Below are 15,604 nucleotides of genomic sequence, written 5' to 3'. Positions count from 1 at the left end.
ATTTGGCTGGGCATGTAGTGATCCCAGGTCAAGCCCGGGATCATTGGATAGTGACTTTTTACGCTATATCAATCAGCTTATGTGTCTGTAAACTGAGTTGCCATTCCGGGTGTTGGAGGATATAGTTGACTATCTCCATCGTGTTCCGGCAGGAGCAGGGTTGGAGGAAGTGGTATTTGGCTGGCAGTTTGATGTAGGATGACAGATCCTGTCCCAGATAAACAACCTTGACTTCATCCATATGGTCAATTTTGAGCGGTGCCCCTTCTTTGGGCGAACAAGTCACCCAGTCGATGCCTTTGGGTAACGGGCGTGTACCGTTTGTTTCTATACATATATATTTACCCGCTTTGTGAAGCATGTCGATAAATGCTTCGTCGATCCATAAAGCAGGTTCCCCACCGGTCAGTATGACCATGTCTGACGGATAAGCGGAGATTGCCTCCAATATCTCTTCGTCCGACATCAATGTACCTTCTTCGTGTTCGGTATCGCAAAACGAACATTTCAGGTTGCATCCGGAAAAGCGGATGAAAACAGCGGCTCTGCCGGTATAAAAGCCTTCCCCTTGTAGGCTGTAGAAAATTTGATTAATCTTTCTCATAGATCGCAGTGTTTGATTCTGATTCTTTAACTTCAACTTTATAACAATTAGGTAACTGGTCGCATATCCAGCGGGCCATATTCTCGGCCGTCGGATTGAAAGGCAGGACCTCGTTCAGATTCTGATGGTCCAACTTGTTTTTTATTGATTCTTTGATGTGACTGAAGTCGATGACCATGCCATCGGCATTCAATTCTTTCGAGCGACAGTAAACAGTGATGATCCAGTTGTGACCGTGCAAGTTCTCACATTTGCTGGAATAGGAGAGACGCAGGCTATGTGCTGCGGAGATCTCCATCCTTTTAATTACAGTGTACATGCTTAATTATGCAATTTAAGACGTTTATATATCGTATCTAATGTCACCTCGATACGGGTGCAAAAATACATAAAATCCCCATGCCGTTAACTATACCTTATTATAGGATTTATTAAAAAAAGATTTATATTTTTGCATGTGTTAGAAAGTTGAATTTTTTCGTTTAGGAATGCTAAAAACGATATACAGGGAGAATAAGCAGCTGGTGGATTTTATTACTGCTTATGAATCAAGAAGAACCGTGTCTGTCTTCGTGACAAACCGATAATTAAACGGTGAAGTCCAATTGTTAAAAAATAGAAGAAGCTGCAAATAAGTTTCGATAATTTTAAAAATGTGTTTTATAATATCTTTTTTTATTTGTTCAGTAACATAAAATCCCGCATCTTTGCATGCAGATAACCTAAACAATCTTTTTGCCTTAAAGACTAATACCTATTAAAAACCTATAAAGAGGGCCTTTGAGAAAAGGCCCTCTTTATGATTTTTAACCACTTAGTAACCTGTTTCTTCTATTTTTGACGATATTTTACCAATCGCTTCATTCAGTTTTTCTTCCGGAGGAATCACATTGAAGTTACCCCAGAAGCCTTCATCATAATTAAATTTTGTTTCAGAGAACACTGTCCGGGTCGATAATGTTTCTTTCCGGCCAAAACGGCTGACATTGAAAGTATCTGTTTTGCATGTCACCATCTCGAACCATACATGAAGGGGAGAACTGCCGAACAGTTGTTTTTTCTTTTTTACTTTGAAATGAAGGTCTCCTCTTACATGACTGATGTGATAAGTACCGTTCCAGGGTTTATAAGAAACGGTGTAGATAACCTTTTGCGGGATTATTTTCAGGTTACGGCTTTTCTTTTCAACCAGCATGCCGGCTGCATTTTTTACATATTTAGGGTGTATTTCGAATTCGGCCCGCAGCAGCGCACTGTTTTCCGAATCGATATACAGGTTTCCTTTCAAGAGAGGGCTGTTGATGAAATCACGCTGCTCGAAAGAGATCACGTTTGCCATCCGGCCGTCTATTACCGTGATGTCGGAATGGGCATAGACATAGGGATAATTCACATCGCTTTCCGGCAGCAGGAAGTCGGGTGCATCCTTCATGATATCCAGCTGTATGCTGGCATTGATTCCGGACTTCATTTTTGCGATGATCGTATCTTTTTCCTGTTTGTTGGTGATACGGCGCATCTTCAACAGCTTGACCTGGTCGGTGACCGGACGGTTGGTGTACGCACTTTTGTATATTTTAAAAACTGCTTCCGTCAGGCTGACGAATTTGTTTTTCCGTTCGATGCCTTCCCGGTAGAAAGTAGTCTGGTAGACGGGTTCCTGGGAATAGTTCAGGCTTTTGTGTTCCTGCATTTCCCGTAACAGGCGCAAAGGATTCACGATACGGATAACCACTTCCTGTATGGGAATCACTTTCGGTTCCAGTGTCAGCATACTGTAACGTTCTGCCAACAATGAACTTTCTATTGCATAAGGCAGGTAGCCGACATGCGAGAAGTTGATCTGCGACTGGCGCAGGCTGTCGGGTAAACGCAGCCTGAACTCGCCACCCTGGTTGGTGACATTGCCGATGGAGCCGTCGTCGCTGACGCTGACTGTGGCAAACGGTATCGGTTCGTTGGTATATTTGTCCCGCAGAATGCCTTCGAGGGTAAAATACGAAACTGTATCCGGAAGGGCTGGTTGCAGTGCCTCCTTTACGGGTTGCGGTTCTACCGGGCGGGAGATCAGGATATGATTGCCGATCACGCGGAGATCCAGGTCACGGTTACCGATAATATGGTAGATGGCCTCTTTTATAGTGTATTTGCCTCCCGGTATTTTTACGACCTGTTCGTTGTCGATGATTTTACTGTCGTAAATGAACAGGTAGCCGGAACGTTCGGAAACCTTTCCCAGTAACTGGTAAACAGTCTCCTTGCTTCGCGGAATTTGAATAAGGCGTTCGAGCACATCTTTATCGCCCTTATCATCTGCCTGCAAAGGGGAAGCTGTCATCAGCAGCATCCCGATGAGGATCAATAATAGACGATATGTAGCGCTCAGTTTCACCTTGTATCCTTTTTATCCCGTTAGTTCTCATGCAAAGTAATCACATTTTTGTCACGTGTACATTTCAGGTTCAGGGCAAAGCAGATTAACTCTGCCATTGATTCCGGCGAATTGTCGGAGAAGGTAACGGTGAGTTGCCTGTCCTCGAGTTCCGGTGTTGTCTGAAAACGGATATCTTCCGTATTGAGGTTGATAATGCGGAGGATATCGGCCAGCCTTTCATCCTTGAAACGTATTTGCCGGACATAGGTTGCAAATTGTCCGTGGTCTTTTGTTTCGCTTACTTCCAGCTTTCGTGAAGAGAGGGTGACGGTTTCACCTGCCTTTACGTAAACATCTTGTCCGCTCTGCTTCAGCGTCACCTTCACCATTCCCCTTTGTACGGACAGTTCAAACGGCTGGGTATTGTCGCTCTTTACATTGAACGCCGTACCCAACACCTCGATACGTGTATCTTCGGTTTCGATAAGGAAAGGACGCTGGCGGTTGCCTGCAATGTCGAAAAGAGCATTTCCCTGTAAGGTGATCTCTCTCTTGTCCGCCTGAAAATGTTCCGGGTAATGGATGGCGGCGTTGCCTGCCAGATAGACGATAGAGCCGTCTTCAAGCGTGGTGGCAAGGGTCGTTGTTTCCATGTTCTGCCGGGTAAGCAGGTTGCGGTCGGTTTCCTTATTTGTTTGATTAAAATAAATTGTAGACAGATAAATGCAGAATACTAGCATTGCTGCTGTTGCCGAAATAATTTTCCAGAGTGGAGGACGGCGCATGTCTCCATAAGGAATGATACTGTTTTTCTCCTTATGGTCCAATAAACCATCCTTTTCCAGGCGTTGGTAGACATTCTCCCATGCCCGGTCCGTTTTTCTGTTGTCCCTTTCTTTACGAGTCATACTGTTTGTGTATAATTCTCAATTTCTTTCCTGAGTGTTTGAAGTGCCTTGGTCATTTCAGCTTCCACTGTTTTGACGGACAGAGAGAGGGCGGAGGCTATCTCCGCGTATTTCTTACCTTCGAAACGCTGCATCCGGAAGATGCGTAAACGGCGTTCGGGCAGCTTATTGAGAGTCCTGTTTATCAGAGCTTCCAGTTCTTTGTATTCGAGTTGGTCCTGCGGGTCGGCCGGCTTGCTTTCCTGATTACCTGACAATACGTTTTCCCGGTAACGGTTGCGCACCTCCTGATGTTCGCAGTATTGGAGAGACTGGTTGCGTACGGCCCCGTACAAATAACTTTTCAGGGAACGGAACACTTGCAGTTTCTCCTTTTCTTTCCAGAATACGTAGAACAACTCTTGCACGATCTCTTCGGCGACGTCCATGCTGCCGGTGATACCGGCGGCGTAGAGGCAAAGAGGGGAGTAGTAGAGCCGGAAGATACCTTCGAAAGCTTTGACGTCCCCCTCTTTAATCTTTGTTAGTACGAATAAATCGTTCAGCATGCCGTGGATCTTAATGATTAGAGTCCTTCAAATGTACGAAAAGATATTGAAATTTATTTCTGTTGCTTTTTTAATTTGTTGACAGCACTTTCCAGTGATTCCGTAGGTTCGATGATATTGTAGGCTCCCCAGAAATCTTCATCCATAAAGTTTTCTACCTTGTCGGACAACGATTGTGTTTCCTTAAATGCCATCTTGTACGGAATGTTGGTTACGTTTTCTTCCTTTCCGTCTGTTACGACCATTTCCGAGATAATCGTGTAGTTGGTAGAGAATAATTTGCGTTTCCAGTCACATTTAAAACGTACCCCGTTGCGAATGTAATTCAGATAAGTTACGCCGTTGCGGTCCTTGTAGTTTACCAGATAGGCAACTTCAAGCGGGCGGAAACGTAATCCGAACGGTTTCTTCTTGAGGATGGCCTGGGTCGCTTTGTTGCGGTCGTCCATACTCAGGTTGAATTCGGCACGGGTGAATGAGAGTCGTTCCTTGTCTATGTAAAGTTTTCCGTAATACAGGGCATACGGCATGATGACCTGCGGCTTGAAACTGATTACATATTGCGGACGGTTGTCGATATTCGTTGATTCTTCCATTTTGAACAGATAGTAGGGCAGACATTCCCTGTCGAGCAATACATCGGGGTTCTTCACGATGTCGCAAAGGATTGACAGGTTGGGACCGCCGAGCAGTTTAACGGCAAGCGTATCGGTACTTCGCTGGCTCAATAGTTTACGGCCTTTGTAAATCTGTACACGGTCGCGGTCTATGGCTTCGTGATAAGGCGTTTTGTAAACGTCGATCACGGCTTCCGATATATTGATGTAGCGTCGGCCTTTCTGTGCCGTCTCACGATAGAAGCCGGTCAGCATATTCGTTTTCTTGCTGTAATTCTCCGGGATTTTCTTGATAGCCTCTTCCACGAGGTAACGCGGTTCTTTGGCATGGATGATGATCTCGTCGAGCATATTCTCGTAAGGCGTCATCCAGACGGTCAGGTCGGAGAGGTTCTTGCCGCTTACTTCTACCTTATTATTATAGTATCCGATATGGGATATTTCGACAGCCTTCACATGGGAAGCGTCTTTTATCTTGAAAGAGAATTCCCCGTCTTCGTTGGTGATAGTACCTGAAGTACTGCCGGGGATGGAAATGTTCACATACTCCAGCCGTTTCTTATTATTTTTGTCTTTGACAACTCCGCTGATGGTGATAAATTCCGGATCGGCATCGTCACGTACCGGTTGGTCCTGCGCCAGCAACGGACTACTACCTGCCACCAATAATAAGATCAGCAAAAAACCGATGGATTGTCTACACAGTGTTTTCATCTTTGTATTGTTTTAATGGTGAATAATCGTGTTTGTACTTATAAGATCGTTCAGGAAATGAATACCCTATGGAAAAAGTGAATTATTTTGATAAATCTTTCTATATTTGTAAGGCTCAGTCGGACAATTACATATACTAATATATTATCTTATGAAAACCAAACATGTAAATCGAAGAGATTTTTTTCGGCTTTCAGCCACTGCCGGCGTAAGCGCGATGTTAATTCCGGGAGCCAGGGCTGCCGGTCTTCCCCAGGTGACTGCTAATGAAAATGAGATTCCTGTCCGTACGCTTGGCAGGACAGGTGTAAAACTGCCGATACTGAGTATGGGTGTGATGCGTGCCGACAATCCGAACGTGGTAAGAGCTGCCTATAATTCCGGTATATTCCATTTTGATACGGCCCACGGCTATCAGGGCGGGAAGAATGAAGAAATGCTGGGTAAGTTCTTTGCCGGGAAGCCGCGTGAGAGCTTCTTTATTGCTACCAAAGGAAAGTTCGATTATCCTTTGAGGGATGATTTCGAAGATTCGTATGAAAGATTGATCGACCAGAGTCTGCAACGCCTGAATATGGAACAGGTCGATCTCTTCTACGCTCATGCTCTGGATAAAGTGGAAGAGATAAAAGATGAGCGCGTGGTTGCCGTCATGAAGAAGTTTAAGGAGGATGGCAAAACCCGTTTCCTGGGCATTTCCATTCATGCCGGCAAACCTGAATTGCTGGATGCTGCCGTTGAAGCCGGTATTTACGATGTTGTCCTGCTGAGTTATAATTTCAAACTGTCAAATCTGAAAGAGACGGAAGAGGCCATAGCCCGTGCCGCTAAAGCCGGTGTCGGTCTGGTTGCCATGAAGACGATGACCGGTGGTACCGAAGACGCTGGGGGAAAGAAAAAGATTAACGCACAGGCCTGCCTGAAATGGGCCTGGAAGAACGAACATATCACGACTGCCATCCCCGGTTTCTCCAATTATGATGAACTGGATGAATGCCTGGTTGCTGCCCGCTCCCCGGAACTGACCGCCGGCGACCAGGAATATCTGGCTACCCTTTGCGGACAGGAAATGTTGTATTGCCAGCAATGCGGAAAATGCCGGGCGCAATGTCCTGAACATCTTCCTATTCCTGATATTATGCGGGCCTACATGTATGCTTACGGTTATAAATATTCGCGAATGTCGAAAGAAACACTTGGAGAACTGAATCTTTCGGCGGATATTTGTTCCAATTGCGAAACCTGCCAGGTAAAATGTCCTTCCGGCTTCGATGTTTCGACAAAGATTGCTGCGATAACGCCGGTGATGCAGGTGCCTGACGAATTTCTGACTTAATAAAACGAACGTATGAAACAGAGCAATTATTTGTTACTCTTTTTCCTGTTGTCCCTCTGTCCTTTAAAGGCGCAGACACCGGACGAGTTGAAATCGTGGCTGCCGGCAGTAGACGGCTGGGAGATATCCGGCGAGGTGGAGGTCTTCAATCCGGATAATCTCTTTGACCGCATCAACGGGGCGGCTCCGCTTTTCATTGAGAATAACTTCAGGGAAATGACTTCCATGGAGTATAAAAAAGGAAGCGAGTACATTACGATACAGGCTTACCGGCATGCAACACCGGAAGATGCTTTCGGAATGTATGCTGCCGAGCGTTCATCCGACCTGGCATATTTACCTGTCGGGGGAGAGGCGCAGGGAGATAAGACGAATCTGTATTTCTTTGCCGGAAATATGTATTTGAAGATGTGGAGTAATGCATCCGGCGATGTGTCCGAAGAATTGCAGGCGATAGGCAAGGCGCTTGCCGGAAGGTTGGATGCCGATGCCGGCTATCCTTCTGTTATCCGTTTATTCCCTGCGGAGGGGCAAGTTCCTTATTCGGCTGCTTATATTACTTCAAATTTTATCGGCCATGAGTTTCTGCGTGCCGTATATACGGTGAAGTATGAAAAAGAAGGGCAGACTTTCCAGTTGTTTGTATTGGACGGCGGTTCTTCTGCCGGGGTTAAAAATATATTGACCCGGTATATGGCTTTCACCAAACAGGCGGATGAATTAAAAGAGGGCGCGTTGTTGGTCAAAGACCGTTATAACGGGGACATTCCGGTACTTTGGAAAGGACGTTACCTGATTGGCGTTTATAATGAGAATGGAGATACGGTTGCCTGTGGCGATGATTTATTGAAGGAACTGGCAGGAAAATTATAATATTATATGTCTGATTTTGATAAAGAGGATTTTGTGGGGGCTGTCTACCAGATGGTGAAAACGGTTCCGTACGGACGTGCCACCAGTTATGGTGCGATAGCCCGTGCTATCGGTTATCCGAATATGTCGCGGATGGTCGGCAGAGTGTTGGGAGGTTGTTCGGAAGTGGGAGTTCCTGCTTACCGGATAGTGAACAGTCAAGGAATATTATCCGGCAAAGATGCTTTCGGCACGCCGACCGAAATGCAGGAAAAACTGGAAGAGGAAGGTATCCGGGTTGAAAATAACCGTATAAAAGATTGGAAAAAGGTCTTTTGGAATCCTTTGGATGAGATATCATTTGTCCCGTGACAGGCAACGGGTGAATTTTCGGGAGTGAACGCAGAGACTCTATCTATTATGATGCTTATATCATATATTATAACACTACATTCTCATATATTGTGATACTGGAGTCGCATAATATATGAGAATGCAGTATCATAATATATGAGAATTTTCATATGTAAATAAATTGCGCTCCCTATCTCAAGAGAGCCGTTTAAACCATTAATAAATTGATTTTTTTAGAGTTCAGACAAAACAAAAGAGAGCACTTGTATAGATACAAATGCGGTTGGCTATTATCTTTGGGCATTTTATAATTTTACAACAGCTAAGAAAAAAAATTTCATACACGCGTTAAAGGACTCGCAGTCTTGACCGCTTAGCAGTTGAGATCAGTTTCATGAGCGACCTCTTGCTGTTTCTTACGACAACAAGCCAGTAAAAATCGACCTTCTCTATGTTTTTAACCTACTTCTGGGATTGGACCATCATCACGGCTGATTTTAACTTTATAGCCAAGTGCTTCCAGCTCTTTCTTCAAGTAATTTTTCCGTTTCTGCTCCATCCTTTGGTTGAGATATTCCGCACCGAGTTCCTTATACTCACAAGCCTCTTTCAGTACATGCCATACCGATTTCAGGATCGAGTGTCCTACTGCTACTAAAGCCCTCTTTTTCCCTCGACGGGCGGCTAAACGGTGATAACGTGCACTGTAAAAGGTGTTCTTGGTACGGGTGGCTGCCCACGCAGCCTCCGTGATTACGGCTTTCAACTGTTTGTTGCCATGGGTGGTTCTACCACTTTTTTTTTACCTGCGCTCTCGTTATTGCCTGGACAGACACCGGCCCACGAAGCCAGGTGCTTTTCGGTTGGAAAGGCTTCCATATCCACACCTATCTCTGCTATCAGGTCTTCAACCGTTTTCCGGCTAAGTCCGGGGATCTTCTGCAAGAGTTCCATCACATTCTCATAAGGAGATAAAACCTCTTTTATACGGCAGGTAAGGTCAGCTATGATGGCTTTCGTCTGTTCCATATCTTTACGGATGGTCTGCAACATATAGATGTGATGCGGTTCTATAAAGCCTTCACAAGCCTGATAAAGAAGTTCCGGACTGGCTTCAAGTTTTTTATGATAGATGCAAGTTATGTCATCCATTGTTACATGACCCTTATCGATCAACATATCTATCAGCTTGTTCGCCACGACTCCGTCCAGGCTGCACACCACGCTGGAAAGTTTGATGTTACAATCTTCCAGGATACGAACAATACGGTTTTTCTCAGAAGATACATGCTGGATCAACTTGTTACGGTAACGGGTTAAATCACGAAGCTCACGTTGTTCACGCTCCGGGATATAACTCGGTTTCAACAAACCTGCTAAAAGCAGTTTGCAAATCCAGGCACTATCCTTTTTATCCGTTTTGTGCCCGGGAACATACTTGATGTGCCGTGCGTTCACGATCCAGACTTTCATATCTGGACATTCAAGAATCTTATAAACCGGCTTCCAGTAAACACCGGTACTTTCCATGGCTACATGCGTAATGCCACTGGATAATAACCATTCTTTTAATTCTGTCAAAGAACTACTGAAGGTCTTGTAACTGCGGGTTTCAGTTTTGAGACCTTCGCCACTTATCGTAGCAACTACCATGTCCTTGTGGACATCTATTCCACAACCCCGGAGGATGACTTGTTCAAAAGGTACTGTTTTCATTGCATTCGTTTTTTCGAGTGAATGACACTAAAGTAAACAATACCCCCTATTTACATTCTCTTGGACGAAATTTATTTCATGGATGTTTCATGATATATCTTTTTTTACTTTACAGTAACCTGTAACGGTTGTTTTACCTTCTGAGCAAAGTCCTGGATATATTTGAACCATTCGGCAGAGTTCTTGAAACCCCATTTGCTCCATCCGGCTCCGGTATAATACGTATATTCGTTGCCCGGTGCATAAGTAGCATAAGCCAGTACATGACCGTCTGCTCCGCGTTGTTTTTTCTCAGCGTCGGAGAAGTTTACAGCTTTCGCATCACTCAGTTTTTCAGGGAAGACGGCTCCGATATAGATTTGTCCGTTTGTCGGGTCTTCCGGGTCGGCGTATGCAATGTAGCCGTTTGCGGCATCAGCCTGATAGTCTGTGCTCGGCTCGTGCAGTACGATACCGGTTACAAGTGGTGTCGCTTCATTCAGATTGGCAAACGTAAGCGTAATTTTGTTCAACTGCGAACCGGCATCCAGTGAAAGTATACGTGTTTCGATGATATTGTCATTCTCTTTTACTTTCAGCGGATTGTAAACCAATTTAACAGTGAAACGCAACGGACCGTTATCCAGAATCTCATAGTCTTTGTAGCAATACGGATAAACGATGGAATCGTTAGAAAGAAGGGCGGAAGTACCGGCACCCAGTGTCGGGCCTACTTTATAATAATCCAGTCCGTTACCATGGTCGATATGGTAGGAAATCGAATTGGCGAGTTCCTGTGCTGCTTTCTTGTCTGTTTTGCGCAGTTCGGCTATTTGGGCTCTCGATTCCGGGTTCAGTTCAGTCTTATAACGCATGTCTACAACCGGTTCGGAAACACATTTAGTCCAGATATCATATCCGAAGGCCTGTTCGCCGGTAGCTTGCAAAGCCGGACCATAGGTACGGAAAGCGATACGGTCGTTTTCCCAGGCAATATCGTCCACACGTTCCGGATAGAACTTACCGCAGGCAACTGTGGCAAAAGCCTCGGGAGTGCCCGGTTTAATCTTATAAGTAACACTGCTGTTTGCGTTCACATCAACAGGGAAAATAATTTTCTTGTCGTATGTGATCTGATAAGGAACCTGCGTCCCGTTATTGTCGGAAATGATGAAAGATTCGCCATTCAGTTTGGCAATGGCATCCATTGAAATTTCTGTGACCTCCTTTGAACGGTCGATGGCAGACGGGTTCGTAACCGTTACATCTACGCTTTGCTCCTGTGTACAGGCAAATGCGGTAGCTGCTAAAAATAAGCTGATAATCTTTTTCATAAATAATATATTGTAGTTTATAAATATTTCGCCCTTGTGATAAACAGTTCTAAAACCGGCAGTAAAAGTATGAATATTCGCGAAGTTTACAAAGTTCATCGCCGGTAAACAACTATTTTTCTACTTAATGGTTGTTCTTGTCATGCAGTAAAATTGTCTTTTTATCGTTTCTATAGTATGAAGTTGAAGCAGTGTTTACTTATTCTGATGTTGACAGGTATTTTGCCGGTTCAGCTCTATGCACAGCATTGGAGTGAAGAAGATTCGGTGTGGTTGTCGCGTGTTTTATCCGGAAAGGATACGATACGCGTTAATCCGGAGTTTCAGAAAGCTATCCGCGAAGGTAAATTGATCCATATGGAAGATGAACCCGGACAGCAGATACTGGAGGCCCCCTCTGAATTGCCTCTCCTGAAAGATTTCTCCGAATATTTGCATGCAGATACGGATAGCATACATAATAACGTGGATTATAAGTCGATGCCCCCAAGTGTTTACCGTCTCTATAAGATGGAACTGGATACAATTCCGAAAATAAACAAAGAGGCCTATACGCCTCCTCCCACACGGCTTATCGACAAAAAAGAGATACAGATAGGCAAGCTGCCGGTGACGGCTGCGGCAGGAGGGAGGAACCTGTATTCTTCAGATGTGGTAAAAGACGGACAGAAGCGGGGAACCGTGGGCGGGTCCGTCAAACTCTATTTTTCTCTGGACGATATCTTGAAATGGATATTTTCGAAAGAGGAAAGGAATAAGCGGAGGAACCGTAAACGTGATGATACCTGGCGTTACTATAATGCCATGCCCTGACAGGTTTACTTTTTCTTCCGGAATGATTTGTGCATCCAATTTAAAATGCTAATTTTGAGACTGCTATTTCTCTGTTCCTGAATTTATTCCGTGCAGATACAGTAGTCTAAATGATAGTCTGATGAAAAAGTTATGTTACTTCATATCATTTTTGTTCTTATTGCTGACGTTTGCCGGCTGTGAGAATGACGGCACGCTGAATGAAAACTCTGAAATAGTTGTGGTCGGTTTAGGTCATAAGGTTTATAACCTGCCTTTAGGAAATGAAATCCTTTTTACAGGAAACGATATAAAATGGTTTAACAGAGATACCAGAGAAATCAGGTTCTACGACCATTCGGTATTTAAGGAAAAGCTGGAGCAGTATGAAAAGATACTTGTTATATTGGCCGATACGGAGTTGTTTACGGCGACCAATGTCTCCGATGTGATGGCGAGTGTGAGTACGGTTTATAACGACCTGGTGTTGTATTATGATACTGCTGAGGATAAATACTATCTGAATGACAGTTATCCGGCAAATATCGATGTGGAGCAAGTCCGGTTGAACACAGAAATACGTGAAGAAAACTGGGGATTATTCCTTTACCAGTTAGGGATAGAAGGCCGCCTCAAATAAAAAACTTCCGCCGGCCTGTGAACGAGCCCGACGGAAGTCAGTAATTAAGTTATAGCATTTATTTATTTACCTATTCTTCTTCTTTTTTATTAAGCCTGTAACTAAGTGCTCCCGACGGGCATTTGTTGATCTGTGCGATCAATTCATCGGTGGTTGCATTTTCTATTTTAACCCAGGGTCTTTCCTTGGGGTTATATACCTGTGGCAATGTTTTTACACAAATACCCGAATGCTGACAAAGGTCAGGCTGCCATATAATTGTCAGTTCGCCGTTTGAATATTCAATTTTCTTTCCCATATCTATAATCGCTTTATCCTATGTTAATACCTCTCATTACTATGCGTCGCCAGTCCGGATGCTTTTGGATGTATCCGGCAATGAAGGGACACAACGGAACCAGGCGCAATTCTTGTTTTTCTATATCCTTCAGCACTTTTTCAGCCAGTTGGCTGCCGACACCTTTCCCTTCGAGGGCTACGGGCACTTCGGTGTGTGTAAGGTATATCTCGCCGTTCTTGGTTTTTATATACTCAATTTTCGGAACGTATTTGCCAATGTGAAATTCGTATTGGTGTCTCTCTTCGTTATCAATTAATTCATAATCGTCCATATCGCCTAATTGTTTTATTTGATTCTATATAATTCAAACAGTTTAGGGAAAGGCTTTGTTTATGGTTCTTACAATTCTTTTTATCAGAAAAATGAATGACGGAAGTTGCTGATTGTAAGCCTAAAGTTTGTTTATCTTTCAATTTATATTGAATAAGTATGGTTTTTATGAAACATTTTTAGTGTCAAGGTTGTTTCATTTATAAAGCAAAGTCATTTGTTTTGTGCGAAAGTTGAGTAATAATGGTATAAATAACTAATATAGGAGTCAAATGGAACATGTCCGTTTGATCCATTATTATTAGTTTTAGGTCACATATCAAAAAATGGAGTGTTATGAATAAGAATGACGTTGGTTCAAGTGCTGGTCAGATCTGGCGCTTGCTCGCAGAGAGAGGTAACATGTCTATCAGAAAGATTGGAGAGATGACTCATTGTAAGGAGTCTGTTATTTTTCTCGCATTGGGTTGGTTGGCCCGGGAAAACAAAGTACGTTTTTGTAGTGATGGCAGTGGGGCACTATCTGTCGAAGTAAATATTCCGCTAACAGAGACGTATTATTGATAGGAAGAGGATAATTTTTGAAGCGCAAACGGGAAAGGGATACAAAATGAATTGTAGCCCTTTTTGTTTGCGCTTTACTCTTCTATTGACGGTACTTGCAGCAAGCCGGGAGCTTGTTGTAAACACTGTCGTCTGTTTTATACTTATCGTTGTCGTGCCCGGCTTTGGCTATCGCTTTGGCAATGGCATCAGCAGAGGTCTGTTCCGGGTTGAATTGCAGATGGATCATTTGCGCTTCTTTATCCCATGAGGCGGAAGTGACTCCTTTTACGCTTTTGGCGGCATCTTCAATTCGTTGCTTGCACATGTCGCAGGCTCCTTTTACTCCGAACATGGCATGTTCGCTTTGAGTTGGGTGGGCCGTGTTTCCGTCATTATTCATCATGGATGTTTTTCCTTCCAACTGTGCACTGGCGTCGATAGAGAAAACGCCATTGGTTACAATTTCTTCTCCATCCGAAAGCCCTTTCAGTATCACATAGGCATTGCCTAACGACGGACCTAGTTCCACTTCACGCATTTGGAATGTCGGGGTAGACATGTCCGGTTGTTTGACGTAAACGATAGACCGCTTGCCTGTCCAGAGTACGGCTGTCTGGGGAACGACAATCTGATCTTTATATCCTTTCAGGGGAGCGTCGACGATGGCTGTCGCATACATCTCCGGTTTCAGTTCCATACCCGGATTTGCTACTTCGACACGAACACGGGAAGTACGGCTGGTCGGGTTGACAATCGGATCGATAAAGGCAATACGCCCTTTAAATACTTTGCCGGGGAAAGCCTGCATGGTGAATGAGACCGGATCTCCCTTACTCAGGAAAGGCAGGTCTGTTTCATAGGCATCGAACATGGCCCATACCTTTGAAAGGTTGGCAACATCGAATAGTACGGCTCCCTGCGAAACATAATCCCCCTGGCTGACCCGTTTCGACATAACGATACCGCTTGTATTCGATTTAATCTCTACGGTAGGAGAGGTGGTGCCGGATTGTTGGATAGCCGTTATCTGAGCATCCGTCATCTTCCAGAGTTGCAGTTTCTCGCGGGCAGCTTTTATTAAGGCGGGTTGCTGCATTTTGATCGCTTCCAGTAATTCCTGTTGTGCTGTGAATAAATCCGGCGAGTATAGGGTGGCTAACGTTTGTCCGGCACGGACCGTTTCGCCGGTAAAATCGACGGCCAGACTTTCTATGCGGCCTCCCACATGGGCGGTTTGCGATTGCAGGCTCCGTTCGTCCGGTGCTATTTTACCGTACAGGCGCACTTCTTTAACCGGGTTTTCTTTGCTGACACGTGAAGTTTGCACATTAGCCAGTGCTATTGCCTCTTCCGATAACTGGATAGCGGAAGGGTCTACATTCTCGTGGGTATTACCGCTTTTGCGTAAAGGAATCAGGTCCATACCGCATATCGGGCATTTTCCCGGTTTATCCTGTTTGATTTGAGGATGCATGGAGCAGGTCCATACGCCGTTTTCATCTTGTTGCAGATCATGACCGTGGGGGGGGCCGCAATGCTGTCATGGCTATGATGTTCGTCGTTTACCTGGGGTGTTGTGGAGGACGGACTGAAGAATAACCAGCCTAGAAATAAACCGGCCATTGCAAACAGGATATATTGTACTTGTTTGGTTTTAAACCATTCTTTTATCTTTTTCAT

At 44.4% G+C, this 15,604-nt stretch carries 17 protein-coding genes and 1 pseudogene; 6 read left to right on the top strand and 12 right to left on the bottom strand.

Features of this window, described 5'->3' with window-relative positions; genetic code table 11:
* Window positions 1–58: 58 nt before the first annotated feature.
* The 6 genes from C825_RS17290 to C825_RS17265 all read right to left on the bottom strand — a co-directional run bounded on the left by C825_RS17290 (window position 59) and on the right by C825_RS17265 (window position 5,765).
* Complete coding sequence (locus C825_RS17290; RefSeq protein ID WP_010803415.1) at window positions 59–604, bottom strand: 7-carboxy-7-deazaguanine synthase QueE; 546 nt, start codon at window positions 602–604, stop codon at window positions 59–61.
* Window positions 591–923 carry a 6-carboxytetrahydropterin synthase QueD gene (queD, locus tag C825_RS17285; RefSeq protein WP_010803414.1) on the bottom strand — a complete coding sequence of 111 codons (333 nt, stop codon included), beginning with the start codon at window positions 921–923 and terminating at the stop codon, window positions 591–593. The genes C825_RS17290 and queD overlap by 14 nt, the downstream gene beginning before the upstream one ends.
* A 495-nt stretch (window positions 924–1,418) precedes the next feature.
* On the bottom strand, window positions 1,419–2,951 hold the full coding sequence (locus C825_RS17280; RefSeq protein WP_154278322.1) for an STN and carboxypeptidase regulatory-like domain-containing protein: 1,533 nt from the start codon (window positions 2,949–2,951) through the stop codon (window positions 1,419–1,421).
* Between the two features lie 65 nt (window positions 2,952–3,016).
* Window positions 3,017–3,886, bottom strand: a complete 870-nt coding sequence (locus C825_RS17275; protein ID WP_010803412.1) for a FecR family protein — start codon at window positions 3,884–3,886, stop codon at window positions 3,017–3,019.
* Window positions 3,883–4,434: an RNA polymerase sigma-70 factor gene (locus tag C825_RS17270; protein WP_010803411.1), complete on the bottom strand. Its 552-nt coding sequence runs from the start codon at window positions 4,432–4,434 to the stop codon at window positions 3,883–3,885. The genes C825_RS17275 and C825_RS17270 overlap by 4 nt, the downstream gene beginning before the upstream one ends.
* 53 nt (window positions 4,435–4,487) lie before the next feature.
* Complete coding sequence (locus C825_RS17265) at window positions 4,488–5,765, bottom strand: carboxypeptidase-like regulatory domain-containing protein (RefSeq protein ID WP_010803410.1); 1,278 nt, start codon at window positions 5,763–5,765, stop codon at window positions 4,488–4,490.
* A gap of 151 nt (window positions 5,766–5,916) precedes the next feature.
* Here C825_RS17265 and C825_RS17260 point away from each other — a divergent pair, with 151 nt between their 5' ends.
* The 3 genes from C825_RS17260 to C825_RS17250 are packed head-to-tail and all read left to right on the top strand — an operon-like array spanning window position 5,917 to window position 8,325.
* Window positions 5,917–7,101 (top strand): aldo/keto reductase, encoded by a 1,185-nt coding sequence (locus C825_RS17260; protein WP_010803409.1) that lies wholly within the window; start codon window positions 5,917–5,919, stop codon window positions 7,099–7,101.
* 12 nt (window positions 7,102–7,113) lie between these two features.
* Entirely contained in the window at window positions 7,114–7,974 is an 861-nt protein-coding gene (locus tag C825_RS17255; protein ID WP_010803408.1) for a DUF6599 family protein, read from the top strand.
* A gap of 6 nt (window positions 7,975–7,980) precedes the next feature.
* Complete coding sequence (locus C825_RS17250; protein ID WP_010803407.1) at window positions 7,981–8,325, top strand: MGMT family protein; 345 nt, start codon at window positions 7,981–7,983, stop codon at window positions 8,323–8,325.
* A gap of 439 nt (window positions 8,326–8,764) precedes the next feature.
* Here the strand turns inward: C825_RS17250 and C825_RS17245 are convergent, their stop codons facing one another.
* The 3 genes from C825_RS17245 to C825_RS17235 form a co-directional block, all read right to left on the bottom strand.
* On the bottom strand, window positions 8,765–9,073 hold the full coding sequence (locus C825_RS17245) for a hypothetical protein (RefSeq protein ID WP_007657317.1): 309 nt from the start codon (window positions 9,071–9,073) through the stop codon (window positions 8,765–8,767).
* The gene (locus C825_RS17240) at window positions 9,070–10,023 is read right to left on the bottom strand and encodes an IS110 family RNA-guided transposase (protein WP_010800681.1); all 954 of its coding nucleotides are present in this window, start codon (window positions 10,021–10,023) and stop codon (window positions 9,070–9,072) included. Before C825_RS17240 ends, C825_RS17245 begins: the two co-directional genes overlap by 4 nt.
* Window positions 10,024–10,127: 104 nt before the next feature.
* Window positions 10,128–11,336 carry a BT3233 family polysaccharide utilization protein gene (locus C825_RS17235; protein WP_044214660.1) on the bottom strand — a complete coding sequence of 403 codons (1,209 nt, stop codon included), beginning with the start codon at window positions 11,334–11,336 and terminating at the stop codon, window positions 10,128–10,130.
* A gap of 177 nt (window positions 11,337–11,513) precedes the next feature.
* On the opposite strand from C825_RS17235, the gene C825_RS17230 reads away from it, so the two are divergent.
* Both C825_RS17230 and C825_RS17225 read left to right on the top strand, forming a co-directional pair.
* Window positions 11,514–12,149 (top strand): hypothetical protein, encoded by a 636-nt coding sequence (locus C825_RS17230; RefSeq protein ID WP_010803405.1) that lies wholly within the window; start codon window positions 11,514–11,516, stop codon window positions 12,147–12,149.
* Window positions 12,150–12,270: 121 nt separating this feature from the next.
* A complete protein-coding gene (locus tag C825_RS17225) occupies window positions 12,271–12,768 on the top strand; it encodes a hypothetical protein (RefSeq protein ID WP_007659252.1) in 498 nt (165 codons plus the stop codon).
* Window positions 12,769–12,838: 70 nt separating this feature from the next.
* Here the strand turns inward: C825_RS17225 and C825_RS17220 are convergent, their stop codons facing one another.
* A complete protein-coding gene (locus tag C825_RS17220) occupies window positions 12,839–13,066 on the bottom strand; it encodes a (4Fe-4S)-binding protein (protein WP_007659254.1) in 228 nt (75 codons plus the stop codon).
* Window positions 13,067–13,079: 13 nt separating this feature from the next.
* On the bottom strand, window positions 13,080–13,379 hold the full coding sequence (locus tag C825_RS17215; protein ID WP_007659256.1) for a GNAT family N-acetyltransferase: 300 nt from the start codon (window positions 13,377–13,379) through the stop codon (window positions 13,080–13,082).
* Between the two features lie 335 nt (window positions 13,380–13,714).
* On the opposite strand from C825_RS17215, the gene C825_RS17210 reads away from it, so the two are divergent.
* A complete protein-coding gene (locus C825_RS17210) occupies window positions 13,715–13,942 on the top strand; it encodes a winged helix-turn-helix domain-containing protein (RefSeq protein WP_007659257.1) in 228 nt (75 codons plus the stop codon).
* An 82-nt stretch (window positions 13,943–14,024) separates the two neighbouring features.
* On the opposite strand, the pseudogene C825_RS17205 reads toward C825_RS17210, so the two are convergent.
* Window positions 14,025–15,604, bottom strand: a pseudogene (locus tag C825_RS17205) (efflux RND transporter periplasmic adaptor subunit).

Origin of the sequence: Parabacteroides sp. ASF519 (assembly GCF_000364265.2) — a bacterium.
GTDB classification, from domain to species: Bacteria; Bacteroidota; Bacteroidia; order Bacteroidales; family Tannerellaceae; genus Parabacteroides; species Parabacteroides goldsteinii.
This window is presented reverse-complemented; position numbering and strand designations above follow the sequence as displayed.

What these genes read in the sequence shown, in the direction of transcription:
- C825_RS17290 (WP_010803415.1), bottom strand. Translation starts at nt 604, where the DNA reads ATGAGAAAGATTAATCAAATTTTCTACAGCCTACAAGGGGAAGGCTTT.
- queD (WP_010803414.1), bottom strand. Translation starts at nt 923, where the DNA reads ATGTACACTGTAATTAAAAGGATGGAGATCTCCGCAGCACATAGCCTG.
- C825_RS17280 (WP_154278322.1), bottom strand. Translation starts at nt 2,951, where the DNA reads ATGCTGCTGATGACAGCTTCCCCTTTGCAGGCAGATGATAAGGGCGAT.
- C825_RS17275 (WP_010803412.1), bottom strand. Translation starts at nt 3,886, where the DNA reads ATGACTCGTAAAGAAAGGGACAACAGAAAAACGGACCGGGCATGGGAG.
- C825_RS17270 (WP_010803411.1), bottom strand. Translation starts at nt 4,434, where the DNA reads ATGCTGAACGATTTATTCGTACTAACAAAGATTAAAGAGGGGGACGTC.
- C825_RS17265 (WP_010803410.1), bottom strand. Translation starts at nt 5,765, where the DNA reads ATGAAAACACTGTGTAGACAATCCATCGGTTTTTTGCTGATCTTATTA.
- C825_RS17260 (WP_010803409.1), top strand. Translation starts at nt 5,917, where the DNA reads ATGAAAACCAAACATGTAAATCGAAGAGATTTTTTTCGGCTTTCAGCC.
- C825_RS17255 (WP_010803408.1), top strand. Translation starts at nt 7,114, where the DNA reads ATGAAACAGAGCAATTATTTGTTACTCTTTTTCCTGTTGTCCCTCTGT.
- C825_RS17250 (WP_010803407.1), top strand. Translation starts at nt 7,981, where the DNA reads ATGTCTGATTTTGATAAAGAGGATTTTGTGGGGGCTGTCTACCAGATG.
- C825_RS17240 (WP_010800681.1), bottom strand. Translation starts at nt 10,023, where the DNA reads ATGAAAACAGTACCTTTTGAACAAGTCATCCTCCGGGGTTGTGGAATA.
- C825_RS17235 (WP_044214660.1), bottom strand. Translation starts at nt 11,336, where the DNA reads ATGAAAAAGATTATCAGCTTATTTTTAGCAGCTACCGCATTTGCCTGT.
- C825_RS17230 (WP_010803405.1), top strand. Translation starts at nt 11,514, where the DNA reads ATGAAGTTGAAGCAGTGTTTACTTATTCTGATGTTGACAGGTATTTTG.
- C825_RS17225 (WP_007659252.1), top strand. Translation starts at nt 12,271, where the DNA reads ATGAAAAAGTTATGTTACTTCATATCATTTTTGTTCTTATTGCTGACG.
- C825_RS17220 (WP_007659254.1), bottom strand. Translation starts at nt 13,066, where the DNA reads ATGGGAAAGAAAATTGAATATTCAAACGGCGAACTGACAATTATATGG.
- C825_RS17215 (WP_007659256.1), bottom strand. Translation starts at nt 13,379, where the DNA reads ATGGACGATTATGAATTAATTGATAACGAAGAGAGACACCAATACGAA.
- C825_RS17210 (WP_007659257.1), top strand. Translation starts at nt 13,715, where the DNA reads ATGAATAAGAATGACGTTGGTTCAAGTGCTGGTCAGATCTGGCGCTTG.